The 12,548-nt window shown below is 72.6% G+C and carries 12 protein-coding genes; 8 read left to right on the top strand and 4 right to left on the bottom strand.

Annotated features, from left to right (window positions below; genetic code table 11):
• Window positions 1-4 precede the first annotated feature (4 nt).
• Window positions 5-814 (bottom strand): thioesterase family protein, encoded by an 810-nt coding sequence (locus FFT21_RS01105; protein WP_137811800.1) that lies wholly within the window; start codon window positions 812-814, stop codon window positions 5-7.
• Between the two features lie 101 nt (window positions 815-915).
• Window positions 916-1,845: a RecB family exonuclease gene (locus FFT21_RS01100; protein ID WP_137811799.1), complete on the bottom strand. Its 930-nt coding sequence runs from the start codon at window positions 1,843-1,845 to the stop codon at window positions 916-918.
• 167 nt (window positions 1,846-2,012) lie between these two features.
• Here FFT21_RS01100 and FFT21_RS01095 point away from each other — a divergent pair, with 167 nt between their 5' ends.
• A complete protein-coding gene (locus FFT21_RS01095) occupies window positions 2,013-3,143 on the top strand; it encodes a site-2 protease family protein (protein WP_137811798.1) in 1,131 nt (376 codons plus the stop codon).
• Window positions 3,144-3,248: 105 nt separating this feature from the next.
• Window positions 3,249-4,076, top strand: coding sequence for a tRNA (adenine-N1)-methyltransferase (locus FFT21_RS01090; protein ID WP_137811797.1), 828 nt, complete (start codon window positions 3,249-3,251; stop codon window positions 4,074-4,076).
• 82 nt (window positions 4,077-4,158) lie between these two features.
• Here the strand turns inward: FFT21_RS01090 and FFT21_RS01085 are convergent, their stop codons facing one another.
• The gene (locus FFT21_RS01085) at window positions 4,159-5,019 is read right to left on the bottom strand and encodes an Rv0361 family membrane protein (protein WP_137811796.1); all 861 of its coding nucleotides are present in this window, start codon (window positions 5,017-5,019) and stop codon (window positions 4,159-4,161) included.
• A 240-nt stretch (window positions 5,020-5,259) separates the two neighbouring features.
• Here FFT21_RS01085 and arc point away from each other — a divergent pair, with 240 nt between their 5' ends.
• The 3 genes from arc to FFT21_RS01070 all read left to right on the top strand — a co-directional run bounded on the left by arc (window position 5,260) and on the right by FFT21_RS01070 (window position 9,041).
• Window positions 5,260-7,056 (top strand): proteasome ATPase, encoded by a 1,797-nt coding sequence (arc, locus tag FFT21_RS01080; protein ID WP_137811795.1) that lies wholly within the window; start codon window positions 5,260-5,262, stop codon window positions 7,054-7,056.
• A 198-nt stretch (window positions 7,057-7,254) separates the two neighbouring features.
• The gene (locus tag FFT21_RS01075) at window positions 7,255-8,190 is read left to right on the top strand and encodes an aldo/keto reductase (RefSeq protein WP_137811794.1); all 936 of its coding nucleotides are present in this window, start codon (window positions 7,255-7,257) and stop codon (window positions 8,188-8,190) included.
• Window positions 8,191-8,321: 131 nt separating this feature from the next.
• Entirely contained in the window at window positions 8,322-9,041 is a 720-nt protein-coding gene (locus FFT21_RS01070) for a hypothetical protein (RefSeq protein WP_137811793.1), read from the top strand.
• A 14-nt stretch (window positions 9,042-9,055) separates the two neighbouring features.
• Here the strand turns inward: FFT21_RS01070 and FFT21_RS01065 are convergent, their stop codons facing one another.
• On the bottom strand, window positions 9,056-9,571 hold the full coding sequence (locus FFT21_RS01065) for an NUDIX hydrolase (protein ID WP_225978006.1): 516 nt from the start codon (window positions 9,569-9,571) through the stop codon (window positions 9,056-9,058).
• Between the two features lie 245 nt (window positions 9,572-9,816).
• Here FFT21_RS01065 and dop point away from each other — a divergent pair, with 245 nt between their 5' ends.
• The 3 genes from dop to prcB all read left to right on the top strand — a co-directional run bounded on the left by dop (window position 9,817) and on the right by prcB (window position 12,521).
• A complete protein-coding gene (dop, locus tag FFT21_RS01060; RefSeq protein ID WP_137811791.1) occupies window positions 9,817-11,316 on the top strand; it encodes a depupylase/deamidase Dop in 1,500 nt (499 codons plus the stop codon).
• A gap of 91 nt (window positions 11,317-11,407) precedes the next feature.
• On the top strand, window positions 11,408-11,602 hold the full coding sequence (locus tag FFT21_RS01055) for a ubiquitin-like protein Pup (protein ID WP_137811790.1): 195 nt from the start codon (window positions 11,408-11,410) through the stop codon (window positions 11,600-11,602).
• Between the two features lie 70 nt (window positions 11,603-11,672).
• Entirely contained in the window at window positions 11,673-12,521 is an 849-nt protein-coding gene (gene prcB, locus FFT21_RS01050) for a proteasome subunit beta (protein WP_137811967.1), read from the top strand.
• Window positions 12,522-12,548: the final 27 nt, after the last annotated feature.

The following is a 12,548-nucleotide window of genomic DNA, read 5'->3' as shown; positions in this document are numbered from 1 at the left end:
GCCGCTACGCCTCGGCCGTCCCCGGGCTCGCCGCCGCGTCCCGGGGACGAACCAGCAGGGCCTGCGTGGAGCGCCCGACCGGACCGGTGAGGTCGTGCAGCGTGCTGGCCGCCAGCCCCACGCCGCCCGGGCCGAGCCAGGTGGCCGCGTCCATGCCGACCCACTCCCCGGACGGCACCCGGTACAGGTGCACGGAGAGTTCGGTGTTGATGAACAGCCACCGGCGGATGTCCAGCCGGCTGGACACCCCGCTGGCCGAGTCGGCGATCACGAACACCCGCTGCAGGTCGGTCAGGGACTCGCCGTCCACCAGGTCGACGAGCGGCCGCGCCCACACCACGGACGGTCCGGAGCTGAACATGCCGCCGCGCAGTACCCGCCACTCCACCGCGTCGAGGTAGCCGCGGCCCCAGCCGTCCGGCACGGTCATCGGTGTGGCGCCGTCCGGGCCGACCAGCGGTGGCGGTGCGCCACCGGCCACCGCTGTGGTATCCGTGCGGGCGATCCGCCACGCCCGCGCGCGCAGCACCGGCCGGCCGTCGTGCCGAAGCTCGGCGGCGAGCAACTCCACCGACCGCCCGGCGCGCTCCACCTCGGCGGTCACCGTCAACTCGGCCACCGGAACCGGTCCGAGAATCTCCACGGTGACCCGCGCGAGGGCGATGCCGTCGCGCGGCGCGCAGCCCTCCAGCGCGCGTACCAGCAGCGCCGACGGCGGCCCGAGGTGCTGGGACGCCGCCGACCACGGCCCTGCGGTGTGCCCGGTCGCCCGAAACCGGTCCACGCCGACCGGCTGGTAGAACGCGCCACCCATGACGTTGCCTCCGATCGCCGCCTACCGCGAGGTTACTCGCCGGTAACTCCGGCGTCAGCCCCAACCCGGCGGGACGATCGTGCGCGTCCGGGCACCCGAGATCAGTCGGCCCGGTCCAGCGGGGTCTCCTCACCCGGGTCAGGCTCCGGCCAGCCCGGATAGGGCGGCGGTGTCCCGCCGAACTCCGGGCAGTACGCCTTGTGGTCGCAGTAGTCGCACAGGCGGCTCGGGTTGGGCCGGAAGTCGCCGGTACGCCCGGCCCGCAGGATCGCCGTCCAGATCGCGTCCAGAGTGCGCTCGAAACGGCTCAGCTCGGCCTCGTCCGGGGTGTAGGCGAGGGCCTGGCGGTCGGCCAGGTACATCAGCCGGAGCTGCCGCGGCACCACCCCGCGCAGCCGCCACAGCACCAGCGCGTAGAACTTCATCTGGAACAGCGCCTTGGCCTCGCCGATCTCCCGGGGCGCCGCGCCAGTCTTGTAGTCGACCACCCGGATCTCCCCGGTCGGCGCCACGTCCAGCCGGTCGATGTAGCCGCGCAGCAACACCCCGGACGGCAGCTCGGCCTCGACCAGCAGCTCGCAGGCCTCCGGCTCCAGGCGGGCCGGGTCCTCCAACCCGAAGTAGCCCTCCAGCAGCCGGTGCGCGGAATCCAGCCACGCGGTGAACTCGGGGTCGTCCTCGCCGGCGAACAGGCCGGCGAACTCCTCCCGCTCGCCGGCTAACCGTTGCCAGGCCGGCAGCAGCAGCTCGCGCGCCCGCGCCGGTAGCCGCTCGGCCGCCGGCAGGGTGAACAGCTCCTCGAGCACGGCGTGCACCACCGTGCCCCGCACCTGGGCGCGGGTCGGCCGCTCCGGCAGCCGGTCGACCACCCGGAACCGGTACAGCAGCGGGCACTGCTTGAAGTCGCTGGCCCGCGATGGCGACAGCGCGGGCCGCCGCACCACGCCCTGCGCGGGCACCACCCGCCCGCCCGCCGAAGCCTCCGGCGCCGCGTCCGCCACCACGGTTTCCGCGTCGACCTTGTCCGCCATGGCCCGCACCTTAGGGCAGGGCACCGACACGTTGATGTTGCCGCAGCTCATCGCGGCGCGTCACCGTCCAGCTCCGCCGTCGGTCCGACGTGGCGGAGCGGGCGACGGCACCGCCGCGTCACCGGGGCCCCACAACGACCGGCCTACGCTCTTGCACTGTGGCCGCGATGAGGAGCTGGGCGGGACAGCCGGACCGGGACGGCGGCCTCGTGCTGTTCCGGGTTTTCGGCGTGCCCGTGCTGCTCGCCCCGTCGTGGTGGCTGGGCTCGCTGGTGGTGACGCTGCTCTACGCGCCGCTGGTGGGCCGGCTGCTGCCGGACACCAGCCCGCTGGTCGCGGTGCTGCTGGCCGCCGCGTTCGCCGCGCTGCTCGGGCTGTCCGTGCTGGCCCACGAACTCGGGCACTGCGTGGTGGCGTTGCGCTTCGGGCTGCCGGTCCGCCGGCTGCGGCTGTTCCTGCTCGGCGGCATCTCCGAGGTGGCGAAGACGCCGCCGCGGCCACGCCAGGAGGGCCTGGTCGCCGCGGCCGGTCCCGCGGTCTCCGTGCTGCTGGCCGCCGTGTTCGGGGCGATCGTGCTGATGGTGCCCGGCGGGACGGCGCTGTGGCTGCTGGTGGTGCAGACCGCGGTGGCGAACGCCGCGGTCGCGGTGTTCAACCTGCTGCCCGGGCTCCCGCTGGACGGCGGCCGGATGCTGCGGGCCGCGGTGTGGGCGGTCACCGGGCGGCGCCGGTTCGCTACCAAGGCGGCCGTGGTCGGCGGCGGCGTGGTCGCGGTGGCCCTGGTGCTGTGGGCGCTCGTCGGCGTGGCCGAGGGCAGCGAGGACCAGTGGCTACGGCTCGGGGTGTGTCTGCTCACCGCGTGGTTCGTGGTGATGGGCGCCAGCGGCGAACTGGCCGCCGAGCAACGCCGGAGCTGGCCGGACGGGCTGCGGCTGGCCGACCTGGTACGCCCGGTGCTGCAACTGCCGGCGGAGAGCCCGGTCGCCGACGCGCTCGCCGCCTCGGCCGGCCGGGGCGTGGTGCTGGTCCGCGCCGACGGGGTGGCCGCCGGGCTGCTCAACCAGCTCGCCGCGGAACGGCTGGCGGCGGCCGCCCCGTACGCGCCGGCCGAGCAGGCCGCCGAGCCGATCCGCGCGGAGACCGTGCTGCTGGACAGCGAGCCGGGGGAGGAGATCGCCGAGCGGGTGCGCGCCGCGGCCGCCTGGCAGTTCCTCGTGGTCGACGCCGACGGGCGACCGGCCGGGGTGCTGCACCGCGAGGACCTGCGGGCCGCACTTGCCGCCCACCGGCACGGCTGACCACCCGATCGGGCCGTTCACCGGCTCTGCGACGATTCTGCGCCGGCCCCGCGCCCGCCAGGGGCGGCCGGCGGTTTCGGCGTTCCGCGGAGGAGGATCCACACGGTGAGCACGGCACGAGGCGCGTTCCGCCCGGGTGACCGGGTGCAGTTGACCGACCCCAAGGGGCGGCGGTACTCGCTCGTGCTCGAACCCGGCCGGCAGTACCACACCCACCGCGGCGCGCTGGACCACGACCAGCTCATCGGCAAGCCGGAGGGCTCCGTGGTGACCTCGGCCGGCGGCACCTCGTTCCTGGCGCTGCGCCCGCTGCTGCCGGACTACGTGCTCGCCATGCCGCGCGGCGCGCAGGTCATCTATCCCAAGGACGCCGCGCAGATCCTCATGTGGGGCGACGTGTTCCCCGGCGCGCGGGTGCTCGAGGCCGGCGCCGGCTCGGGCGCGCTGACCTGCTCGCTGCTCCGCGCCGTGGGCCCCGAGGGCACGGTGACCTCCTACGAGCTGCGCCAGGACCACGCGGACCATGCGGTGCGCAACGTGGAGCAGTTCTTCGGAACACGGCCGGAGAACTGGACCCTGCACGTGGCCGACGTCACCGAGCACGCCGGCGAGGTGGACCGGGTGGTGCTGGACATGCTCTCGCCGTGGGAGGTGCTGCCCACGGTGGCGGCCAACCTGGTACCGGGCGGGGTGCTGGTCGTCTACGTGGCCACCACCACCCAGCTCTCCCGGGTGACCGAGGCACTGCGGGAGCAGCAGTGCTGGACCGAGCCACAGGCGTGGGAGACGCTGCTGCGGCCGTGGCACGTGGTGGGCCTCGCGGTGCGCCCGGAGCACCGGATGGTCGCGCACACCGCGTTCCTGCTCACCGCCCGCCGGCTGGCCGAGGGCGTGGTGCCGCCCAAGCCGCAGCGCCGCCCCAGTCGCGGCTGAGCACCGGCGGTCCCCGCCATGGGCACGGCCCGTGCGCACCGCCGACCGCCCCGGTGCGATCACCGGGGCGGTCGGGGAGACGCTAGCTCGGGCTGCCGGCCTTCTTGAGGTCGCAGGCCTTCCAGTCACCGTCTTCCTTGACCAGGACCAGTGTTCCGTCCACGCCCTGGGACATCCGATCCCGGACCGTCGCGGGCAGGTTCGCCGGAATGTTCGTGAACCGCAGGTTGATCGCGGCGTCGGCGTGGCTGTCGTCCTTCTGCTGCACGCCGCGCAGCGTCCACTGCGCCTGCATGCTCCGGTACTCGGCGGGGGCGTCCTTCATCGGGTCGATGTCGCTGGAGGACGCCATGCTGCTCTGCTCGGCCTTGCAGCTCAACGCCTTCAGTCCGGACACGTCCTTGGCGTTGAGCTTGTCGATGACGGCCTGCGCCGTCGCCTGAGGCGTGCTGCCGCTCCCGCCGGCCAGCCACACCACCAGCAGCACGACCGCCGCTACGACCACCACACCGCCCCCGGCCAGCACCCAGGGCAGCGCGCGCCGCTTCTTCGGCGCCTCGCCGAACTGGTTGGGATACGGCGCGAACTGGCCGGGCGGCTGCCCGGGCGTGCCGTACGGCGGGACCGGGCCGGGCTGCCCGAACTGCCCTAACTGGCCCGGCTGCTGGGCCCAGCCAGCGGGCGCGGCCGGTTGCCCGGCGAAACCGCCGTAGTGACCCGGTTGCTGCGGGAAACCGCTCGGCTGGCCGAACTGGCCGTACTGCGGCGGCTGCTGTCCAGCATGTGGGAGACCGGCCCGCTGTGCGGATTCATCACCGCTCTGGGGGAATCCGCCGGGGGACTGGGCATAGCCCGCACCCGGTGGCTGGCCCGGCTGACCAGGCTGTTGTGGCCACCCACCCGGCTGGTTGCCGTAACCGGGCTGTTGCGGCGGGACGGACATCACGTACTCCTAGAACTTCCCAGGCCAGAGAGGGACACTCCGCGGAACGGACAACGATGACGAGGTACTGGACGCACGGTAGTGGGTAGGAGGTTCCACTAGACACCGAAATGGAGCATCGCGTCCCGCCGAGGTGGGTTCCCGTTCTTACACCTCCGTCTCGACGGCCACGCCGATGGCCTCTTTTGTCGGTGATCGCCGGTACCGTGGAGGTACGAAGCACGGGAGGAGGGTGCCGACATGCAGCACGACCGTCCCGGCAGCCAGCCCTCGGAGGGCGGCGAGCGGAACAGCGGTGCGAGTGCCGAGGAGTGGGCAGCTCACGTCCAGGCACTCGAAGACGAGATCACGTTGCTACGCCGGAAGCTGACGGATTCACCCCGGCACGTTCGTCTGCTGGAGCAGCGCCTTGCCGAGGCGTCCGAACGTGTCAACCAACTCAGCGAACGCAATGCCAAACTGATCGAGACCCTTCGCGAGGCGCGTAGCCAACTGCTCGCGCTGCGGGAAGAGGTGGACCGCCTGGCTCAGCCGCCAAGCGGATACGGCGTGTTCCTGGCACGCCACGAGGACAACACGGTCGACGTGTTCACCGCGGGGCGTCGGATGCGGGTCACCGTGTCTCCCGCCGTCGAGGTGGACGAGCTGCGTCTCGGCCAGTCGGTGCGGCTGAACGAGGCGCTCACCGTGGTGGAGGCCGGCGGTTTCGAGCAGACCGGCGAAGTGTGCACGCTGCGCGAACTGCTCGCCTCCGATGGTGACGGGAAGCCGACGCGTGCCCTCGTCGTCGGGCATGCGGACGAGGAGCGGGTGGTCTGGCTGGCCGACTCGCTCGACCCGTCGCCGCTGAAGCCGGGCGACTCCCTGCTTGTCGACAACAAGGCCGGGTACGCCTACGACCGGGTGCCCAAGGCCGAGGTCGAGGACTTGGTCCTGGAGGAGGTCCCGGACGTCGACTACTCCGACATCGGTGGCCTGTTCCGGCAGATCGAGCAGATCCGCGACGCCGTGGAGCTGCCGTTCCTGCACGCGGAGTTGTTCCGGGAGTACCAGCTTCGGCCGCCCAAGGGCGTGCTGCTGTACGGTCCACCCGGCTGCGGCAAGACCCTGATCGCCAAGGCGGTGGCCAACTCGCTGGCCAAGCAGGTCGCCGCGGCGCGCGGGGACGACGACGGTCAGGCCAAGTCGTACTTCCTCAACATCAAGGGTCCGGAGCTGCTCAACAAGTTCGTCGGTGAGACCGAGCGACACATCCGGCTGATCTTCCAACGGGCGCGGGAGAAGGCGTCCGAGGGCACCCCGGTGATCGTGTTCTTCGACGAGATGGACTCGATCTTCCGGACCCGAGGCAGCGGCGTGTCCTCCGACGTGGAGACCACGATCGTGCCGCAGCTCCTCAGCGAGATCGACGGCGTCGAGGGGCTGGAGAACGTGATCGTGATCGGCGCGTCCAACCGGGAGGACATGATCGACCCGGCCATCCTGCGGCCGGGCCGGCTGGACGTGAAGATCAAGATTGAGCGGCCGGACGCGGAGGCGGCCAAGGACATCTTCTCCAAGTACCTCACCGCGGATCTGCCCATCCACGCCGACGACCTCGCCGAGTTCGGCGGCGACCGGGCGCTCTGCGTGGAGGCGATGATCCAGCACACCGTCGAGCGGATGTACGCCGAGACGGAGGAGAACCGCTTCCTCGAGGTCACCTACGCCAACGGCGACAAGGAGGTCCTGTACTTCAAGGACTTCAACTCCGGCGCGATGATCCAGAACATCGTGGACCGGGCGAAGAAGGCCGCGATCAAGTCCGTGCTCGAGACCGGCCAGCCGGGGCTGCGGGTGCAGCACCTGCTGGATGCGATCGTGGACGAGTTCGCCGAGAACGAGGACCTGCCCAACACCACCAACCCGGACGACTGGGCACGCATCTCGGGCAAGAAGGGCGAGCGGATCGTCTACATCCGCACCCTGGTCACCGGGAAGAACCAGGAGTCCGGCCGGGCGATCGACACCGCCACCAACACGGGCCAGTACCTGTAGGCGGCGGTCGGCGACGCGACGAGTTCGGGGCTGTCATCCCTGCCGGGGTGGCGGCCCCGAACCATGCCCTGCCCAGGCGTGCCCTGATGGCGCGTCCAGCCGCGAGAGCGGCGGCGCGCCGTGGCTCGGATGCCCGGTGGCCGGGCCAGGCGGGGTGGCCGCGTAGGCGCCAGCGGCCGCCGCGGTTAGCGTGCGGTCATGCCACCGCCGACCGCCGCCCGCCTCGGGCTCGGCCTGGCCGCCCTGGGCCGGCCCGCGTACATCAACCTCGGCCGGCAGGACGCCTTGCCGGCAGACCGCAGCGTGGCCGCCATGCGCGAGGCCACCTGGCGGGTGCTCGACGCCGCCCACGAGGCCGGAATCCGGTGGGTGGACGCGGCCCGCTCCTACGGCCGCGCCGAGGAGTTCCTCGCCGGATGGCTGGCCGACCGCGGCCACCGCGACGTCACCGTGTCCAGCAAGTGGGGCTACGCCTACGTCGGCGGCTGGCGGCTGGACGCCCCGGTGCACGAGGTCAAGGAACACTCGCTGGCCCGGTTCCGCGCGCAGTGGGCGGAGACCCGGGCGCTGCTGGGCGACCGGGTGGCCGTCTACCAGGTGCACTCTCTCACCGCGGACAGCCCGCTGTTCACCGACCGTGCCCTGCTGGACGCCCTCGCCACGCTGGCCGACCGCGGCGTGCGGCTCGGCTTCTCCACCTCCGGCCCCCACCAGGCCGACACGGTGCGCAGGGCGCTGGAGGTGTCGGTGTCGGGCCGGCGACTGTTCGCCGCCGTCCAGTCCACCTGGAACGTGCTGGAGCCCTCGGTCGGCCCGGCCCTGGCCGAGGCGCACCGGGAAGGGCTGCACGTGCTGGTCAAGGAGGCCCTGGCCAACGGCCGCCTGGCGGTCGACCCGCCGGCCGAGGTGGTCGCGCTCGGCCGGCGGTGGGAGGCCGGGCCGGATGCGGTGGCGCTGGCCGCCGCGCTCGCCCAGCCGTGGGCGGACACCGTGCTGCTCGGCCCGGCCAGTGTGCCGCAGCTACGCGCCAACCTCGCCGCCGTGCGGGTGCCTCTCGCCGCGGACGAGTTGGCCGGCCTGGCCGTGTACCCGGCGCGGTACTGGGCCGACCGCGGGGCGCTGACCTGGGCCTGACCCGCGTCCGCAGGGTCGGCGCCGTCGGTGACGGGGACGCCCTTCGATCACCCGGACGGCCGTGCATTAGGTTGCGAGTGCTGCTCCCGCGCCTCGCGGAACCCATCACACCCGACACCGGAGGAAACGCGTTGCGTCGCGCGCACATCGTGGCCGCCCTCGGCGTCGCCGTGGTGATCACCGGCTGCTCCGGCAAGCCGAACGACCTGCGGCACTACGGTCAGCGCGCCGACCTCAGCCCCACCACCGGTCCGAGCCACCCGGTCGCGACGACGACCACCGGCACCGGGGCACCCGGCACCGTGGCGCCGGTACCGCTGACCGGCAGCCAGGCGCTGGCCACCACGCTGCAGCGCGGTCTGCTCAACCAGGCCGACCTGGCGGCCGAGGGGGTGCACCCGGCCGGCCCGCCGGCGCCCGCCGTGCTGCCCGCGCTGGCCACCTGCCACGCCCCGCTGGACCTCGCCGGGCGCCCCGCCGCGGCCGGCTACCAGGCGCGTTGGCTGTACGCCAGCGGGTCGTCGCTGCAGCAGTACCTGGCGGGCTATCCGGGCGCCAGGGCGGCCGGTGTGGTGGACGCGGTGCGCAGGGCGGTCAGCTGCCCCAGCTATCCCGCGCCGGACGGCGTGCACCGGCTCGCCGGGCCAGTGGAACTGCCGCCCCAGACCGGTGTCGACGCCCAGCTGGCCTGGTGCGAGCACGGCGCGGCGCAGTCCGGGAGCTGCACCCTGCTGCTGGCCCGCGGCCCGCTGCTGACCGTGGTCACCATCGACGCCACCGTGGAGGCCAGGGCCCGCGCCGCGATCATCCGGGTCGCTCCGGTCGCGGCCGCCGCGCTGCGACGCGGCTGAGCGGACCGGCCAGGTCAACGCGGCCGGCGGCGGAACCACTCCTCGATGCACCGCCGGCCGTCCGGCACGAACGGCCATGCGGGATTGGCCAACCGGTCCCGCAGCTCGTCCAGCGGCATCCACCCGCCGTCGGCGATCTCCTCGGGCTGGTGGACCACCGGGCCGTCCCAGCGCGCCTCGTAGGTGTGCACGTGGCAGCGCACCGGCGGCGCGTCGTAGCGCAGCGTGAACAGCGGCCGCAGCGGCACGCCGGCGATGCCGAGTTCCTCGCCCAGCTCCCGGGTGGCCGCGTCCACGGGGTCCTCGCCGGCTGCGACCACGCCACCGGCCCAGCAGTCGTGCATGCCGGCGAAGATGTCCTTGTCCGGGCTGCGCCGGTGCACGTACACCCGGTCGCCGGCGGTCGAGCGCACCAGCACGGCGGTGCTCGCATGCCACAGTCCCTCGGCGCGCATCACGGACCGCGGCGCACTGCCCCGCACGGCACCGTCCCGGTCGTAGACCGCGACCAGCTCATCGGCATCGCTCACCGGCTGATGCTCGCACGCCCGCCGAGGCGGCATCGGGCACCGCCGAGGCACTTTCTTCCCCCGAGGCGGAAACAGGGGACTCACACCATCGTGTGAGTTTGGCTGCGGATGGCGGCCGCGCAGGCGACGGAGGTGGCGAGAACGGCGCAGCCGCCGCACCGTCGTGCGGCGGACCGGTGAGCGAACCGGGACTCCAGTGGCCCGGGTCGCACACCTTCCCTAGGCAGAGGCCGTAGGCTGCCAGTATGCGGCGGATCATGGGAACCGAGGTCGAGTATGGGATCGCCGTGCCCGGCGACCCCACGGCCAACCCGGTGCTGACGTCCACCCAGGTCGTCCTCGCCTATGCCGCGGCGGCCGACATCCCGCGTGCCCGGCGGGCGCGCTGGGACTACGAGGTCGAGTCGCCGCTGCGGGACGCGCGCGGCTTCGACCTGGGCACCCCGGGCGCGCCCTCGTCCGACCCCGAGGTCGAGGATCTCGGCGCGGCCAACGTGATCCTCACCAACGGCGCCCGGCTCTACGTCGACCACGCCCATCCGGAGTACTCCGGCCCGGAGGTGACCAACGCCCGGGACGCGGTGATCTGGGACAAGGCCGGCGAGCGCGTGATGGAGGAGGCCGCGCTGAAGGCCGCCACCGTGCCCGGCCAGCCGCAACTGCAGCTCTACAAGAACAACGTGGACGGCAAGGGCGCCAGCTACGGAACGCACGAGAACTACCTGATGGCCCGCAGCACGCCGTTCACCGCGGTGATCGCCGGGTTGACCCCGTTCTTCGTCTCCCGCCAGGTGGTCTGCGGCTCCGGCCGGGTGGGGCTGGGCGCCACCGGGGAGGAGCCGGGCTTCCAGCTCTCCCAGCGCGCCGACTACATCGAGGTCGAGGTCGGCCTGGAGACCACGCTCAAGCGCGGCATCATCAACACCCGGGACGAGCCGCACGCCGACGCGGACAAATATCGCCGGCTGCACGTGATCATCGGCGACGCCAACCTCGCCGAGACGTCCACCTACCTCAAGCTGGGTAGCACCGCCCTGGTGCTGGACATGATCGAGGCCGGCCGCCGGTTCGACGACCTGCGGCTGGCTGACCCGGTCCGCGCGGTGCACACCATCAGCCACGACCCGAGTCTCAAGGCCACCGTGGAGCTGGCCAACGGGCGCAAGTTCACCGGGTTGGACCTGCAGTTCGCCTACCATGAGCGGGCCGCGGAGCACGCCGACCGGTACGGCACCGACCGGATGTCGCTGAACGTGCTGAACACCTGGGGTGAGGTGCTGGACGCGCTGGCCCGTGACCCGCTGGAGTGCGCCGACCGGTTGGACTGGCCGGCCAAGCTGCGGCTGCTGGAGGGGTACCGGTCCCGGGACGGGCTGTCCTGGGGCTCGCCTCGGCTGCACCTGGTCGATCTGCAGTACTCCGACGTCCGCCTGGGGAAGGGCCTGTACAACCGGCTGGTCGCCCGCGGCTCGATGAAACGCCTGGTCAGCGAGGAGGAGGTGCGCACGGCGATCATCTCCCCGCCGGAGGACACCCGAGCCTACTTCCGCGGTCGCTGCCTGGAGAAGTACCCGATGTCGGTGGCCGCCGCCTCGTGGGACTCGGTGATCTTCGACCTGGGGCGGGAGTCGCTGGTCCGGATCCCCACCCTGGAACCGCTGCGCGGCACCAAGGCGCACGTCGGGGCGCTGCTGGAGGCGGCGGACACGGCCGAGGAACTGGTCGATGCCCTCACCCGTGGCTGATCTCGGGTTGTGATCAATCGCGCCGCAACCGGCGACGGATGTCGGTCCCGCTGGGTAATGTTCGTATAGGCCTAACCACAGGGGAGGCGAGATGTCCCAGGAGCAGGTTCAGCGGCACGGTGGCGGCGACGGCGACGACGAGGTCGAGGCCACCGCCGCGGCCGGTCAGGAACGCCGGGAGAAGATGAACGAGGACGTGGACGCGATCCTCGACGAGATCGACGACGTGCTCGAGGAGAACGCCGAGGACTTCGTCCGCGCCTACGTGCAGAAGGGCGGCGAGTAGGGGGTCGGCGCGCCCGCGCCGCCGGTCCCCCGCTGCCGACCAGCCACCGCGACAGGAGACGATGCTGCGCATGGACCACATGTCGTCCCGGGGCATCCCGGGTGCGGCCCTGCCCCCTGCTTACCTGACGCCCGGGTCGTCGTCGTTCGTCGACTTCCTCCGCGACCACGCACCCGAGTTGCTGCCGGGCCACCGGCGGCTGCCCGAGGGTGTCGTGGAGGCCCCGCACGGCACCACGGTCGTGGCGGTGGCCTTCCGCGGCGGCGTGGCGATCGGCGGCGACCGCAGGGCCACGATGGGCAACCTCATCGCCCAGCGTGACATGGACAAGGTGTTCATCACCGATGACTACTCCGCGGTGGGGATCGCGGGTACCGCCGGCATCGCCATCGAACTGGTCCGGCTCTACACGGTGGAACTGCAGCACTACGAGAAGATCGAGGGCATGCCGTTGTCGCTGGACGGCAAGGCCAACCGGCTGGCGCAGATGATCCGCGGCAACCTCGACGTCGCCATGACCGGCCTGGCCGTGCTCCCGCTGTTCGTCGGATTCGACACGGAGGCGGCCGACCCGGACCGCGCCGGCCGGATCGTCTCCTACGACGTCACCGGTGGCCGCTACGACGAGAAGCTGGGCTACCACGCCGTCGGTTCGGGCTCTCTGTTCGCCAAGTCCTCCCTGAAGAAGCTCTACGACCCCGACGCGGACCAGGAGACCGCGGTGCGCGCGCTCGTGGAGGCCCTCTACGACGCGGCCGACGACGACTCGGCCACCGGAGGTCCCGACATGGTGCGCCGCATCTACCCGACGATCGCCACCGTGACCGCGGCCGAGGGCGCCGTGAAGCTGCCCGAGGAGCGGGCCGCCGAGGTGGCGCAGGCGGTCGTCACCGACCGCAGCCAACGCCCGGCGGGCTGACTCCCGCACGCCCCGCATCCACTCCCG

Origin of the sequence: Gandjariella thermophila (genome assembly GCF_005405885.1) — a bacterium.
GTDB classification, from domain to species: Bacteria; Actinomycetota; Actinomycetes; order Mycobacteriales; family Pseudonocardiaceae; genus Gandjariella; species Gandjariella thermophila.
The sequence above is the reverse complement of the archived record's forward strand: the minus strand, read 5'-3'. Positions and strand labels throughout refer to the sequence as shown.